Annotated in this window: 12 protein-coding genes and 1 pseudogene; 9 read left to right on the forward strand and 4 right to left on the reverse strand. The window is 71.4% G+C overall.

Translation table 11 applies throughout. The annotated features are described in order from the left end of the window. Position 1: 1 nt before the first annotated feature. Entirely contained in the window at positions 2–1,747 is a 1,746-nt protein-coding gene (locus tag R4Z63_RS17665) for a bifunctional 3'-5' exonuclease/DNA polymerase (RefSeq protein WP_384447403.1), read from the reverse strand. A 127-nt stretch (positions 1,748–1,874) separates the two neighbouring features. Here R4Z63_RS17665 and R4Z63_RS17670 point away from each other — a divergent pair, with 127 nt between their 5' ends. Next, positions 1,875–3,050, forward strand: coding sequence for a DUF2786 domain-containing protein (locus R4Z63_RS17670; protein ID WP_037921106.1), 1,176 nt, complete (start codon positions 1,875–1,877; stop codon positions 3,048–3,050). A gap of 8 nt (positions 3,051–3,058) precedes the next feature. On the opposite strand, the gene tatA is transcribed toward R4Z63_RS17670, so the two are convergent. Continuing rightward, positions 3,059–3,223: a Sec-independent protein translocase subunit TatA gene (gene tatA, locus R4Z63_RS17675; protein ID WP_037921107.1), complete on the reverse strand. Its 165-nt coding sequence runs from the start codon at positions 3,221–3,223 to the stop codon at positions 3,059–3,061. Positions 3,224–3,519: 296 nt separating this feature from the next. Between tatA and R4Z63_RS17680 the strand changes: the two genes are divergently transcribed. Continuing rightward, positions 3,520–3,765: a DUF397 domain-containing protein gene (locus R4Z63_RS17680; RefSeq protein ID WP_030656519.1), complete on the forward strand. Its 246-nt coding sequence runs from the start codon at positions 3,520–3,522 to the stop codon at positions 3,763–3,765. Between the two features lie 111 nt (positions 3,766–3,876). Here R4Z63_RS17680 and R4Z63_RS17685 read toward each other — a convergent pair whose 3' ends face one another. Beyond that, positions 3,877–4,365: an ATP-binding protein gene (locus R4Z63_RS17685; protein ID WP_384447406.1), complete on the reverse strand. Its 489-nt coding sequence runs from the start codon at positions 4,363–4,365 to the stop codon at positions 3,877–3,879. A gap of 360 nt (positions 4,366–4,725) precedes the next feature. Between R4Z63_RS17685 and R4Z63_RS17690 the strand changes: the two genes are divergently transcribed. From R4Z63_RS17690 to R4Z63_RS17720, 7 genes and pseudogenes are all read left to right on the forward strand, one after another. Continuing rightward, entirely contained in the window at positions 4,726–5,604 is an 879-nt protein-coding gene (locus R4Z63_RS17690) for a Sco1979 family transcriptional regulator (RefSeq protein WP_052030441.1), read from the forward strand. Positions 5,605–5,693: 89 nt separating this feature from the next. Next, positions 5,694–7,151 (forward strand): aldehyde dehydrogenase family protein, encoded by a 1,458-nt coding sequence (locus R4Z63_RS17695; protein WP_384447409.1) that lies wholly within the window; start codon positions 5,694–5,696, stop codon positions 7,149–7,151. Between the two features lie 61 nt (positions 7,152–7,212). Next, positions 7,213–9,294 (forward strand): annotated as a pseudogene (gene mrdA, locus R4Z63_RS17700) (penicillin-binding protein 2); the annotation flags it as partial. A gap of 100 nt (positions 9,295–9,394) precedes the next feature. Continuing rightward, the gene (locus tag R4Z63_RS17705) at positions 9,395–9,907 is read left to right on the forward strand and encodes a DinB family protein (protein WP_037921113.1); all 513 of its coding nucleotides are present in this window, start codon (positions 9,395–9,397) and stop codon (positions 9,905–9,907) included. Beyond that, on the forward strand, positions 9,811–10,575 hold the full coding sequence (locus R4Z63_RS17710) for an ATP-binding cassette domain-containing protein (protein WP_384447475.1): 765 nt from the start codon (positions 9,811–9,813) through the stop codon (positions 10,573–10,575). The genes R4Z63_RS17705 and R4Z63_RS17710 overlap by 97 nt, the downstream gene beginning before the upstream one ends. 76 nt (positions 10,576–10,651) lie before the next feature. Then, a complete protein-coding gene (locus R4Z63_RS17715) occupies positions 10,652–11,410 on the forward strand; it encodes a MerR family transcriptional regulator (protein WP_384447411.1) in 759 nt (252 codons plus the stop codon). Between the two features lie 119 nt (positions 11,411–11,529). Next, positions 11,530–12,240: a VTT domain-containing protein gene (locus R4Z63_RS17720; RefSeq protein ID WP_037921116.1), complete on the forward strand. Its 711-nt coding sequence runs from the start codon at positions 11,530–11,532 to the stop codon at positions 12,238–12,240. Positions 12,241–12,340: 100 nt separating this feature from the next. Here the strand turns inward: R4Z63_RS17720 and R4Z63_RS17725 are convergent, their stop codons facing one another. Then, the gene (locus tag R4Z63_RS17725; RefSeq protein ID WP_384447414.1) at positions 12,341–13,984 is read right to left on the reverse strand and encodes a threonine/serine exporter family protein; all 1,644 of its coding nucleotides are present in this window, start codon (positions 13,982–13,984) and stop codon (positions 12,341–12,343) included. Positions 13,985–14,151: the final 167 nt, after the last annotated feature.

Raw genomic sequence — 14,151 nt, forward strand, 5'->3', positions numbered from 1 at the left:
GTCACTTGGCGTCGGCGTAGCACTCCACGACCGCCGTCGTGAACGGGAACCGGACCGGGGTGTCGCCGAAGCAGATCCGGGCGGCCCGGTCGCCGGCGGCGCGGATCGCCTCCACCACGGCCCCGGCCTCCTCGGCCGGGCAGTGCAGGATCACCTCGTCGTGCTGGAAGAAGACCAGCTCCGCGCGCATCCCGGCGGTCGCCTGCCGCAGGGCCGCGAGCAGCAGCAGGGCCCAATCGGCGGCGCTGCCCTGGACGACGAAGTTCCGGGTGAACCGGCCGCGGGCCCGGGCATGGGGGGAGGCGTGGCCCGGGGGTCGGGCGTCCTCCCGGTCCGGTCGGGCGCCGGCCTCGCCCACCAGCTCGCCCTCCCCCGGGTCGACGCCCCCGTCCCCGGCCTCGTCGCCCTCGCCGGAGCCGGCGGGCGGGGGGCAGGTGCGGCCGAGCCAGGTGCGCACGAGCCGGCCCTCCTCGCCGGCCTTCGCCGCGTCGTCCACGTATGCGACGGCCTGCGGGAAGCGGCGGCGGAGCGCGGCCAGGTTCTTCAGGCCGTCCCCGGAGGTCTGCCCGTAGACGGCCCCGAGGACGGCCAGTTTGGCCTTCTCGCGGTCGCCGGAGAAGCCCTGGCGGGAGACGGCGGTGTAGAGGTCCTCGGGTCGCCCGGCGACCTCCATGAAGGCGGGGTCGCGGGAGATCGCGGCGAGCACGCGCGGTTCCATCTGGTCGGCGTCGGCGACGACGAGCCGCCAGCCCGGATCGGCGACGACGGCCTTGCGGATCACCTTCGGGATCTGCAGGGCCCCGCCGCCGTTGGTGACCCAGCGGCCGGTGAGCGTGCCGCCGGGGACGAACTCCGGTCGGAAGCGGCCCTCATGGACCCAGTCGCCGAGCCAGGACCAGCCGTGGGCGGTGTAGATCCGGTACAGCTTCTTGTACGCGATCAGCGGTTCCACCGCGGGGTGGTCCAGCTCCTGGATCTCCCAGCGGCGGGTGGACTTCAGCTTGATCCCGTCCTTGGCGAAGGCCCGGACGACCTCGGCGGGCAGGTCGGGGCGCACGCGCCGGCCGAAGGCCGCCGAGACGCGGTCGGCCAGCTCGGCGAGGCGGCGGGGCTCACCGCCGCCCGCGTACCGTTCGCCGAGCAGCTCGGTCAGCAGGGCCCGGTGCACGTCGGCCCGCCAGGGCAGACCGGCGCGGTTCATCTCGGCGGCGACGAGGAACGCGGCGGACTCGGCGGCGACGAGCAACCGCATCCGGTCGGGCCGGGCGGTCGCGTCGAGCCGTTTCACCTGGTCGGCGTGGACGGCGAGCAGGGCGTCCAGGGAGACCGCGGCGGGCTGCGGGTCGAAGAGGGAGTCCTGGGCGCGGGGGGCGGCGGCGCGCTGCGGCGGATCGGGTGGCACGGGGGCGTTGTTCAGCCGGGCCCAGGCGGCGGCGGCCGAGCGGGGCTCGCCGGAGCGGCCCTCGTGGCCCAGCAGCAGCAGCTCGGCGTCCTCGATGTCGTGGCACCGCTCGACGCGGACACCGGCCGCGAGCAGCCGGGGGTAGACCGCGGCGGTGGACCGCCAGACCCAGCGGGTGCCGGGCGGGGCGGAGCGGACCGCGTCGGCGGGGTCGCGGACGCGGAGCGGGTTCGCTGCCGTCGGATGCGCGCTCGCCGGGGTCGCCTCCGCGGGGTGCACGGGCGCGGCGTGCCACCACCCGTCGCCGTCCTCGGCGAGGGCCCACCGGGGAGTGCGGTCGCTCATGGGTGCGAGTGTCCCACCGGGGGCCGACAGCGGCCGCGCGCCGGGCCCCGGCCGCGTGGCACCGTGCCGCGGGCCCCGGCCGCCACCGGGAACGGGACGCGAAGCGGGACATGCCAAGCTGAGAGGCGTGACAGAACGTGCCGAGACCGTCGACCGCGCCTTCGCCGCGGCCCTCCACGCCCTGGACGACGCCGGGCTGGACACCGGGGCCTCGCTGCTGGTCGCCGATTCCGGACGCTGGCCCGGCGTGGGTCGCGAGCTGCTCGCGCGCGGGGAGGCGTACGTACGGCAGGGGTGGGAGCGGGGCTGGCGGCCGGCCGACGTGCTGCGGCTGGTCCGCCGGGACCTCGGCGAGCGGCACCTGCGGATCGCCGGGGACCTGATCGCCGCCGAGGCGCGCCGCTACGCCCGCCTCCCGGCCCGCTGGGACGCCGGCGAGGTCTGGTGGACGGACGACGACGCGTACGCCGAGGCGCTCGCCGGGCGCGAACGCGCCGACCGGTTCACCCTGGCCACCGCATTCCTGGAGGTGCTGCGGCTGCTGGTCCGGCTGCCCTCGATCGAGCCGATCGGTCCGCTGCCCGGCGACCCGGTCGACGCCCTCGCGGAGCACGCCCACATCGAGCCGCGCATGCTGGGCCGGATCCGGGCCCTGCTCGCCAAGGCCGAGGCGACCACCTATCCGCAGGAGGCCGAGGCGCTCAGTGCCAAGGCCCAGGAGCTGATGGCCCGGCACACCGTGGACGAGGCGCTGCTCGCGGCGAGCGGCAGAGGGCCCGCCCAGGTGCCCGCGGCCTGCCGGATCGGTGTCGAGCCGCCGTACGAGGAGGCCAAGGCGGTACTCCTCGACGCGGTGGCCACCGCCAACCGCTGCCGGGCGGTGTGGAACAGCGGCTTCGAGTTCTCCACGGTGGTCGGTTTCGAGAGCGACCTGGAGGCGGTGGAGCTGCTCTACACCTCGCTCCTGGTGCAGGGAACGGCCGCGATGACCCGTGCGGAGGCCGCGCAGCGGTCGGGCGGACGCAAGCGGACCAAGACTTTCCGGCAGTCCTTCCTGCTGGCCTACGCCAGTCGGCTCGGCCACCGGCTCGCCGAGACGGCCGAGCACGCGGCGGCGGAGGCCCCGGACCATCTGCCGGCTCTGGTGGCCCGCGATGTGGCGGTCACCTCCCGGGCCGAGGAGATGTTCCCCCGGACCACCACCACCCGGCTGCGCGGCGCCACCGACCACGCGGGCTGGGAGGACGGCACCGCGGCCGCCGACCGGGCCCACATGGGCGGCCGCCGCCGCCCCCTGCCGTAGGGGCTCGGCTACGGGGTCTCGTCCGTGCGCAGGGCCCGGGCCTCCGACTTCAGGATGCGCATCGACCGCCCCAGTGAGCGGGCCATGTCGGGCAGCTTCTTGGAACCGAACACCAGCAGCAGGACCACCAGGACGATGAGCAGGTGCCAGGGCTGGACGGCGTTGCGGAGCAAAGTGTTCCCCTCTCGGACGGTCCGGCTTCTCTTCGGGATCCCTCGCGCGCCCGGCCCATGGAACAGGCAGGACGGCGCTCCGGACAAATCTGAAGAGATCCTGAAAGCCGCCCCTTTCCGGCGTCATGGGCCGGTTCCGGGGGGTGGGGGTACTCCGGCCGCTCCGGCCCGGCGATCGGGCGGACCTGTCTGTGATCATCGGAACACCCCGCGTGCACGTGCATCTGCGCATGCAGCAGCTGATGAACACAGCTATGATCCGGTGGAGTTGACATCTGCACTATCGGGGGCTTCCTGTGGACCACGCGTACAACGGGATGGCAGCTGCAGAACTCGCTTCCTTGTTTGAGCTGACGTGGCAGAAGAGCAGACACAGCAACTCGCAGGGTTCCTGCGTGGAGTTTGCGAAGCTGCCGGGAGGCGACGTCGCCATGCGCAATTCGCGCTTCCCGGACGGTCCGGCGCTTGTCTACACGCCGGCCGAGATAGAAGCCCTGCTCCTGGGCGTCAAGGACGGCGAGTTCGATCATCTGATCGGCTGACGGAACGGCGCACTCATCAAGCCATGCACGTGCACTGGCCGGGACCGATCGCAGTGATCGGTCCCGGCCAGTCGTCTTGAAGCAGGCCGTCCGGCGGCCGGCCCGGCCGGCTCAGTCGTGGAGCAGGAACAGTGCCCAGACCACCTTGCCGGTCAGCCGCCCCGCCAGCGGGTGCCAGCCCCAGCTGTCGCTGTACGAGTCCACCAGGAACAGTCCGCGCCCGGACTCCAGGTCGATGTTCTCCTCGGTCCGCTCCGGCGAGAACGCCCCGCCGGGCCGGTCCTCGCTGGGGTCGCGCACCGCGCACACCAGCCGGGTGCTCCACCGCATCAGGTGCAGCCGCACCGGCGGCCCCGGCTCGGCGTCCGGCCCCCGCGACTCCTCGGGCAGGGCATGGCGCAGGGCGTTGGTGACGAGCTCGGAGACGACCAGGGCCACGTCGTCGAAGCGGTCGTCGAGGCCCCACTGGGACAGCGTCGAGCGGGTGAAAGTGCGGGCGCCGCGCACCGCGTCGAACCGCGCGGGCAGAGCGCATGAGGCGGACCCGGAGACAGCCGTGGGGTCGACCGGGGGAAGCCCCTGCCGTAACGGCTCGAGCATGGTCGATCCATTCGTCCCCATGCGAGGCACTCCCGGGATTCGCGGACGAAGCGGTGGCTTGTGTCCAAAGAGAACTGCGGGGTGGGTCCCGCGCCGGCGCGAAGAGCACGCAGGTGCGCGGGGACCATCGTTCCGAATGCCCGGGCCGGATGCAAGGGCAGATGCACGTGCACGCGCCGGACCTGTCCACTCACGTGACGGTTCTTGCTCATTTCTTCCTACGCATACTTACGGACTTCTTTTCCCGAAGACGGGATTCCGTTACAGAACGAGTACGGCCCGATGCGTTTTGGTGGCAGACTTGCGGCCTCTGGGGAGCGGGGGCCCCGGGCACGCGCACGCCACGCGCACACCAATGCGATGGGGAGGGCAGTACGAGTGACCGCAGAAGCAAGCGGTTCTGTGGTGCGCCGCATCCTCCTGGGCTCCCAGCTCAGGCGACTCCGAGAATCCCGCGGCATCACCCGTGAGGCGGCCGGCTACTCGATCCGCGCATCCGAATCGAAGATCAGCCGCTTGGAGTTGGGAAGGGTGAGCTTCAAGGCGCGGGACGTCGAGGACCTCCTCACGCTCTACGGAGTAACGGACAGCACCGAGCGCGAGTCCCTGCTGGGTCTGGTGCGCGAGGCGAACGCGACCGGCTGGTGGCACAGTTACGGCGACGTGCTGCCGGGCTGGTTCCAGACCTACATCGGTCTGGAGGGTGCCGCGTCGCTCATCCGGATCTACGAGGTGCAGTTCGTCCACGGCCTGCTCCAGACGGAGGCCTACGCCCACGCCGTCGTCAGTCGCGGCATGCCCGGCGCCACCGCCGCCGAGATCGACCGCCGCGTCGCGCTGCGCCTGGAGCGGCAGAAGGTGCTCGTCTCCGAGAACGCACCCGTCTTCCACGCCGTGCTCGACGAGGCCGCGCTGCGCCGCCCGTACGGCGACCGCAACGTCATGCGCGGTCAGCTGGAGCACCTCATCGAGGTCTCGGAGCGGCCCAACGTGCAGCTCCAGGTGATGCCCTTCTCCTTCGGCGGGCACGCGGGCGAGAGCGGAGCCTTCACCCTGCTCCGCTTCCCCGAGTCCGACCTCCAGGACATCGTCTATCTGGAACAGCTCACCAGTGCCCTCTACCTGGACAAGGGCGAGGAAGTGGGGCAGTACGAACGGGCCATGGAGCGCCTCCAGGCCGACTGCCCCGATCCCGACCGGACCAGGGATCTTCTTCGCGGCCTACTCCAACTGTCTTGATCCGCACGTAGTATGACGTCTGATCAGTGCATGATGACCGATCGGTCTCCGGTGCAGCGCACGGGTGCGCGCTCGCAGTAAGGGATGGCATGTCCATATTCAGCGACCTCGCTCACCAGTACATCGACGGCGAATGGCTGGCCGGCAACGGTTCGTGGGACATCATCGACGTCAACCCGTACAACGGTGAGAAGCTCGCGGCCATCACCGTGGCCACCGTCGAGCAGGTGGACCGGGCGTACCGCGGCGCCGAGCGCGCCCAGCGGGAGTGGGCCACGACCAGCCCGTACGTCAGACGCGCGGTTCTGGAGCGCGCCCTGCGGATCACCGAGGAGCGCGAGAAGGAGATCGTCGAGGCGATGATCGACGAACTCGGCGGGACCCGTCCCAAGGCCGAGTACGAGGTCCACCTCGCGATGGAGTTCATCCGCGAGTCGCTCCAGCTGGCTGTCCGCCCCGAGGGCCGGATCCTGCCCTCGCCCGTGGAGGGCAAGGAGAACCGGGTCCAGCGGCTGCCCGTCGGCGTCGTGACCGTGATCAGCCCCTTCAACTTCCCCTTCCTGGTCACCCTGAAGTCGGTGGCGCCGGCCCTGGCCCTCGGCAACGCGGTCGTGGTCAAGCCGAACCAGAACGCCCCCGTCGTGGGCGGCGGCGTGATCGCCAAGATCTTCGAGGACGCGGGGCTCCCGGCCGGCCTGCTGAACGTGCTGGTCACCGACATCGCCGAGATAGGCGACGCGCTCCTGACGCACCCCGTCCCCAAGGTGATCTCCTTCGCCGGGTCGGACCGGGTCGGCCGGCACGTCGGCGCGATCGCCGCCCGCCACTTCAAGCGCACGGTCCTGGAGCTCAGCGGCAACAGTGCGCTCGTCGTCCTCGATGACGCCGACCTCGACTACGCGGTGGACGCCGCCGTCTTCAGCCGATTCGTCTACCAGGGCCAGGTCTGCATGGCCGCCAACCGGATCCTGGTCGACGCGTCCGTCGCCGAGGAGTTCACGGAGAAGTTCACCGCCCGCGTGCGTGGCCTGAGGACGGGCGACCCGCGCGAGGCCGACACCCACATCGGCCCGCTGATCAACTCCTTCCAGGCCGACGCCCTGACCGCACTCGTGGACCAGGCCGTGGAATCCGGCGCGCAGGCACTCGTACGGGGGTCTACGCGCGGCAACCTGGTCGAGCCCACGGTGCTCGCCGGGATCCCCGAGGACTCCCCGCTCCTGGGCCAGGAGATCTTCGGCCCGGTGGCGCTGCTGGTGGTCTTCGACGGCGAGGACGAGGCGGTGCGGCTGGCCAACGCGACCCCGTACGGGCTCAGCGGCGCCGTGCACACCCGGGACGTGGAGCGGGGCGTCCGCTTCGCCCAGCGCATCGAGACGGGGATGATCCACGTCAACGACTCCACGATCGGGGACGAACCGCTGGCCGCGTTCGGCGGGGAGAAGGCCTCGGGCCTGGGCAGGCTCAACGGCGAGGCCACGGTCGAGGCGTTCACCACCCAGAAGTGGATCTCCGTTCAGCACGGGCGGACCGCCTTCCCGTTCTGATCGAGGGTCCGCGCACCCCTAGACTCGACCGGGCGTAGGCAGCCGCCCGGGGGAGATCGAGTTGAGCAACATACCGGAGACCGGCCGGACCCCTCGGGTCCAGAACCGGCTCGTCGTCATCCAGGTCGTGGTCTTCTCCCTCCTGCTCACACTGGGCGGACGGCTCTGGTACCTCCAGATCCGCAACGGCTCCGAGTACACCGACGAGGCCAAGAACAACCACGTCCAGCAGGTGGTCCAGCCGGCCGTGCGCGGCTCCATCCTGGATGCGCGCGGGGTACCGCTCGCCGACAACGCGACCCACCTCGTGGTCTCCGCCAGCCGCACCGAGCTGCTGACCATGAAGGACAAGGGCAAGTCCGTGCTGACCCGGCTCGCCGGGGTCCTCGGCATGGACCCCCAGGAAGTCATCGACAAGGTGCGGCTCTGCGACTCCAAGACCAGGCAGCCCTGCTGGAACGGCTCCCCCTACCAGCCGATCCCGGTCAGCGACGAGGCGACCACGGAGCAGGCCCTGCAGATCCGTGAGCACCCCGAGGACTTCCCGGGCATCACCGCCGAGGCGACCGCGCTGCGTCGCTACGCGGCCCCGGACCAGGCCAACACCGCTCAGGTGCTCGGGTACCTCTCCCCGGTCACCGACGAAGAGATCACCAAGGCGAAGAAGACCGACTCGCCGTACCTGCGCTCCGACCAGGTGGGCCGCTCCGGTCTGGAGCGCACGTACGACAAGGAACTGCGCGGGAAGTCCGGCATCACCCGCTACGAGGTGGACAACCTCGGGCGCGTGATCGGGCAGGGCCGGACCGACCCGGCGCAGCCCGGTTCGAACGTCGTGACCTCGATCGACTCCCGGGTGCAGGCCGTCGCCGAGCGCGAGCTGAACAACGCCATGATCGAAGCGCGCAAGGTGCACGACAGGAACACCGGGCGCAACTACGAGGCCGACTCGGGCGCGGTCGTGGTGATGGAGGCCAAGACGGGCCGGATCGTGGCGATGGCCTCGAACCCGACCTACGACCCGAACGCCTGGGTGGGTGGCATCTCGGCGAAGGACTACGCCTCCCTCACCGACAAGAAGTCCAACTACCCGCTGCTGAACCGGGCGATCCAGGGGCAGGCGGCGCCGGGCTCCATCTTCAAGGTGGTCACCTCCACCGCCGCGGTCAACGCCGGCTACCCCTTCAACAACCGCTACCCCTGCCCCAGCTCGTACTCGGTGGGCAGCCAGACCTTCACGAACTTCGAGTCGCAGGGCCACGGCGACATCACCATCGGCCGGGCCCTGGAGGTCTCCTGCGACACGGTCTACTACCTGCTCGCCGACCAGGAGTGGAAGAAGGACGGGGGCATCAAGCCGAAGAAGGATCCGAACGACTGGTTCTTCAAGACGGCCCACGCGTTCGGTCTGGGCAAGCGCACCGGCGTCGACCTGCCCAACGAGGTGCCCGGCCGGATCCCCGACCGCGCGTGGAAGCAGGACTTCTTCGACGCCAACAAGGACGCCTGGTGCCGGGACGGCAAGAAGAACGGCAGCTTCGCCGAGCGGATCGCCTACGAGAACTGCCGCCAGGGCAACCAGCTGCGCGAGGGTGACGCGATCAACTACTCGATCGGTCAGGGCGACACCCTCGTCACCCCGCTGCAGATGGCGTCGGTCTACGCGGCCATCGCCAACGGCGGCACCCTGCACCGGCCGAGCGTCGGCAAGGCGATCGTCAGCGCCGACGGGACGTCGGTGGAGGAGATCGCCCCCAAGGAGGCCGGCAGGCTCCCGATGGACGCCAGGACGCGCGATGACATCGACCGGGCCCTCGCCGGGGTGGCGACCAACGGCAGCGCCGCCTGGCGCTTCGGCGGCTGGCCGCAGAAGCAGATCCCGATGCACGCCAAGACCGGTACGGCCGAGGTCCAGGGCAAGCAGACCACCTCCTGGTTCGCCTCGTACACCGAGGACTACGCGATCGTCATGACCATCTCCCAGGGCGGCACCGGCTCCGGTGCCTCCGGTCCGGCCGTCCGCAAGATCTACGAGGCGATGTACGGGCTCGACCCGACCGGCAGGCAGGACCTCACCAAGGCGCTGCTGCCGAAGCCGGCCACGGAGCTGCCCGCGATCCGCCCGGACCACGAGGACGCCCCCGACGGAGCCGCCAACTAGGACAGGAACCGACCGCATCCCTGCGTAGCGTGGGGGTGTCGGGGGAGAGGCCCCCGGCGACAGCACGCGGAGGCGGTCAGTCATGACTCAGATGTCCACCGAGGTCCTCGGCGACGAGCGCGGCACGCTCCTCGCCTTCGTCGAGTCCCAGCGCGCGGCGATCCGCGGGACGCTGGCCGGGCTGGACGAGGAGCAGGCGGCGAGCCGCCCCAGCGCCAGCGAGCTCAGCCTGTCCGGGCTGCTCAAGCACGTGGCCGAGTGCGAGCTGAGCTGGCTGCGCATGGCCCAGCGGAAGCCGAACGAACGGCAGCGCACCGAGGAGGACTACGCGAACGCCTTCCGGCTCGCCGAGGGCGAGTCCGTGGCCTCGGTCCTGGAGTTCTGGGACGGGATCCGACAGGAGACGGAGGCCTTCGTCGCCGCCGTCCCGAGCCTGGACGCCACCTTTCCGCTGCCGCCGGCGCCGTGGTTCCCGAAGGACGCCAAGGTCTCGGTCCGCTGGATGCTGCTGCACCTGGTGGAGGAGTTCGCCCGGCACGCGGGCCATGCGGACATCGTCCGCGAATCCATCGACGGCACCAAGGCCATGGGCTAGGTGAAGGGCGGGGTGCCGGGCGGGGCGAGGGGCCGGACGGCCGGCAGAACCTGGACCTGTTCGGCCGCCTCCACCACCTGGGCGCGCGCCGGGCCGGGCGGCGCGCCGACGAACTGCTGGAGCGCTTCGGCCTCGCGGCCACCGGCCGGAAGGCGGTCAGGCAGTACAGCGGCGGTATGCGGCGCCGGCTCGACCTCGCCGCCTCCCTGATCACGGACCCGCAGGTGCTGTTCCTGGACGAGCCGACCACCGGCCTCGACCCGCGCGGCCGCGCCGAAGTGTGGGGCGCGGTCCGCTCGCTGGTCGGCGGCGGCACCACCGTCCTGCTGCTGCGCCTGGCGATGCTGTGGATCGGTATCCGGCTCGGCATGGTCGCGGGCCGGCCGGAACGGGTGCAGGCGGTGCAGATCCTGGTGTGGCCGGTGGGTTTCCTGTCCAACGCGTTCGCCGCGCCGCAGTCGATGCCGGGCTGGCTGGGAGCGGTGGTGGAATGGAACCCGCTCTCGGCGACGGCCACGGCCGTCCGCGACCTGTTCGGCAATCCGGCCGCGGCCGCGCCCTCGTGGGCCGCCGACCACGCGGCCCTGCCGGCGGTCGCCTGGCCGCTCCTGCTGCTCGCGGTCTTCTTCCCGCTGGCGGTGGGCCGCTACCGGGGCCTGAGCAGGTAGCTGGCGGAAAGGGCTTGCACCTCACGCGGCGTGAGGAACCACAGTGAAGGGCGTACCCGAGCAGAGGAGGGAAGCGATGGGCTACTCCGTGGGCCAGGTCGCCGGTTTCGCCGGCGTCACGGTGCGCACCCTGCACCATTACGACGAGATCGGCCTGCTCTCCCCGAGCGGCCGCAGCAGCGCGGGACACCGGCGGTACGACGACGCCGACCTGGACCGGCTTCAGCGGATCCTGTTCTACCGGGAGCTCGGCTTCCCCCTCGACGAGGTCGCGGTCCTGCTGGACGACCCGCAGTCGGATCCACAGGAGCATCTGCGCCGGCAGCATGCCCTGCTGACCGACCGGATCGCCCGGCTCCAGCAGATGGCCAAGGCCGTTGAGCACGCCATGGAGGCGAAGAAGATGGGCATCAACCTCACGCCCGAGGAGAAGTTCGAGGTCTTCGGGGACAAGGACCCGGAGCGTTACGCACAGGAGGCCGAGGAGCGCTGGGGCGACACCGAGGCGTACGCCGAGTCGCAGCGCCGGGCGGCCTCGTACACCAAGGACGACTGGCAGCGGATCCAGGACGAGTCCGCCGCATGGGGCCGCCGCTACGCGGCGGCCATGGAGGCGGGCGAAGCCGCCGACGGCGAGCGTGCGATGGACCTCGCAGAGGAGCACCGCCTGCACATCCACACGTGGTTCTACGACTGCCCCTACGAGATGCACACCTGCCTCGGCGAGATGTACGTGGCGGACGAGCGCTTCACGGCGTTCTACGATGCGATGAAGCCGGGCTTCGCGGCGCACCTGCGCGACGCGATCCTCGCGAACGCCGTGCGCCAGGTGTAAGCGGAATATCCCGCAGGCGACCCCCGCCGGTACCTGGAACCGGGCGGGGGTCGTGTGCGTTGATAATTGAAACCGCCCCCATCGGCACGTCCCCCTCGATCCAGGAGAGCCCGGAACCCGTGTATACGCTTGCGCTCGGCCCTGAGTGGCTGTCCCCGGACTACCTGATCTCGCACTTCGGTCTGATCGGCATCCTGGTCATCGTCTTCGCCGAGTCGGGTCTCTTCGCCTTCCTCCCCGGCGACTCCCTGCTGTTCACCGCCGGTCTGCTGGTCGCGGACGGGCAGTACATCAAGCAGCCGCTGTGGCTGGTCTGCACCCTCATCGTCGCCGCGGCCATCATCGGCGACCAGGTCGGCTACATGATCGGCAAGTTCTTCGGGCCGAAGCTCTTCAACCGTCCGAACTCCAAGCTCTTCAAGCGGGAGAACCTGGACAAGGCGCACGAGTTCATGGACAAGCACGGCCCCAAGGCCATCGTGCTCGCCCGCTTCGTGCCGATCATCCGCACCTTCGCCCCGATGGTCGCGGGCGCCGGCACGATGAAGTACCGCACCTTCCTCACCTACAACATCATCGGCGGCATCGGGTGGGGCGCGGGCGTCACCGTCGCGGGCTACTGGCTCGGGCAGATCTCCTTCATCAAGGACAACGTCGAGCCGATCCTCGTCGGCATCGTCCTGCTGTCCGTCATCCCGGTCGCCTTCGAGGTGCTGAAGGCCCGCAAGGAGGCCAAGGCGGCCGCCGGCCGGGCCCCGGAGGCCGTCGCCGCCGACGACGGCACCGGCCCGCAGGCCCCGGGTCAGCGCGGGCGCCACGCCAAGCGCTGAGACCGCACGCGCCGAACGGGCCGTACGCCCGCCCCACCGGGGCAGGGGGTGCGGCCCGTTCCGCGTCCCCGACACCCGAGCGCAGGGCCGCCGGCGGCCGTCAGTAGCCCCGGGTCCGCTTCGCCGCCGCGCGGCTCCGGGCGCTCGCCGCCCCCGGGATGCGCATGAACAGCCGGGAGGTCTCCGACCCCAGGTTGACCCCGATCGCGATGGCCAGCGCGATGGCCGCGGCGTTCACCAGGGAGCCGAGCCCCTCGTTGAGCCGGTCCTCGGCGATCAGCAGCAGCCCGTAGTACGTCGCCGAACCCGGCAGCAGCGGCCCGATGGCGGCCGTGACGTACGGCAGGGCGGAGGCGAAGCGGTAGCGGGAGAAGAGCTGGCCGAAGAGGCCCACCAGTCCGGCCGCGACGGCGGTGGCCGGCACGGGCGGGATCCCGCCCGCGTAGTGCAGCGCTCCGAACGTCACCCACGCCACCCCGCCGTTCAGGGTCACGATCCAGACGGTCGAGCGTTCCTGCTGGAGCAGGATCGCGAAGGTGAAGACCAGCACCATCGACGCCGCGATCTGGATCAGCGGCCGCTCGGTGATCTGGAGGACCTCCTCCGGCTTGGGCGAGGCGCCCAGCTGGAGGCCGAGATAGAGCACGACCAGTACGCCCATGATGATGCCGATGAAGAGGTACATGACCTCCAGGAGCCGGGCGGCCGCGGTGATGTAGAAGCCCGTCAGGCCGTCCTGCACGGCCGCGACCAGGGCCCGCCCGGGCAGCAGCGCGAACAGTCCGCCGGTGATCACGGCGGAGGCCTTGATGTCCTCGATCTCCGCGAGCTTGAGCGCCACCCCGAAGGCGGCCGGCGGCATCGCGGCGGCCACGAACTGGTAGAACTCCGGCAGCCCGCGCCCGGCGCACAGCCACGCGAGCCGGTCACCGAGGACCGCGCCCAGCGCGGCCGCGCAGAAGACCAGCACCCGGCCGCCGACCAGCACCGAGGCGGCCCCGGCGAGCAGCCCCGCGGCCGCCGTCAGCACCCACGTGGGATACGGGTGCCGGTTGCGCCGGATCTCGGCGAGGCGCCGGTAGGCCTCTTCCAGCGTGATGTCGGTGTCCGGCGAGCTGATGTCGGCCACCAGCCGGAACACCGCCGCCAGACGGGTGTAGTCGGTGCCCCGGCGGCGCACCGTCCGGCTCGCCGAGACCGGATCGTCGACCAGCGACGGCTGGTGCGTGATCGACAGCATGGTGAAGGTGACTGTCGGCTCGCAGCGGTCCAGCCCGTAGGAGCGGGCCACGGCGAACATCGCCGCCTCCACGTCCTCGGAGCCCTCGCCGCCCGACAGCAGCAGCTCGCCGATGCGCAGCGTCAGGTCGAGCACGCGGCCCACGGCGGGCCCCGCCTCGCTCGGCCGCTGCACGAGGTCCGGTACGGGGCGCACGTCCACCGGCATGCGCAGCATCGTGCGCATGCGGTCCTGCCAGGGCGACTCCTTCAGCCGGACGGCGGGGAAGCCCTGGCCGGGGGTGTAGGCGGGAGGGGATTGCGCGGCGCTGTAGGTGGCCGGCGCGGCGAAGGCCGAGCCCTCCGGCTCGGGCGGGGCCGGACCGGTGTTCGGCGGGCGGACGAACTCGGAGGTGGGCTGGTCGTCGTCGGCCGTGTCCGGCTCCATGCCCGGAGGCGGCGTGAAGGCGCTGTGCGCCTCGTCGGACTGGGGCTTCTTGTCCTCCGCCCCGTCGGCCTCCGCCACGCGTCCTCCTGTTCGTGATCACCCGGATCATCAGTATGCGGAACCGTTTCCTCCCCGTCGAAACCTGGCTCCCCCGGAAGCACGACGGCGGGCGGCATCCCCGAGGGAATGCCGCCCGCCGTCATGCTTCGGAGGGCGCGGGGGAGTGCCCCGGCCCTGCTACCACC

The sequence above is a fragment of the Streptomyces sp. PL-29 genome (assembly GCF_058344425.1).

What these genes read in the sequence shown, in the direction of transcription:
- R4Z63_RS17665 (WP_384447403.1), bottom strand. Translation starts at nt 1,747, where the DNA reads ATGAGCGACCGCACTCCCCGGTGGGCCCTCGCCGAGGACGGCGACGGG.
- R4Z63_RS17685 (WP_384447406.1), bottom strand. Translation starts at nt 4,365, where the DNA reads ATGCTCGAGCCGTTACGGCAGGGGCTTCCCCCGGTCGACCCCACGGCT.
- R4Z63_RS17690 (WP_052030441.1), top strand. Translation starts at nt 4,726, where the DNA reads ATGGGGAGGGCAGTACGAGTGACCGCAGAAGCAAGCGGTTCTGTGGTG.
- R4Z63_RS17695 (WP_384447409.1), top strand. Translation starts at nt 5,694, where the DNA reads ATGTCCATATTCAGCGACCTCGCTCACCAGTACATCGACGGCGAATGG.
- R4Z63_RS17705 (WP_037921113.1), top strand. Translation starts at nt 9,395, where the DNA reads ATGACTCAGATGTCCACCGAGGTCCTCGGCGACGAGCGCGGCACGCTC.
- R4Z63_RS17715 (WP_384447411.1), top strand. Translation starts at nt 10,652, where the DNA reads ATGGGCTACTCCGTGGGCCAGGTCGCCGGTTTCGCCGGCGTCACGGTG.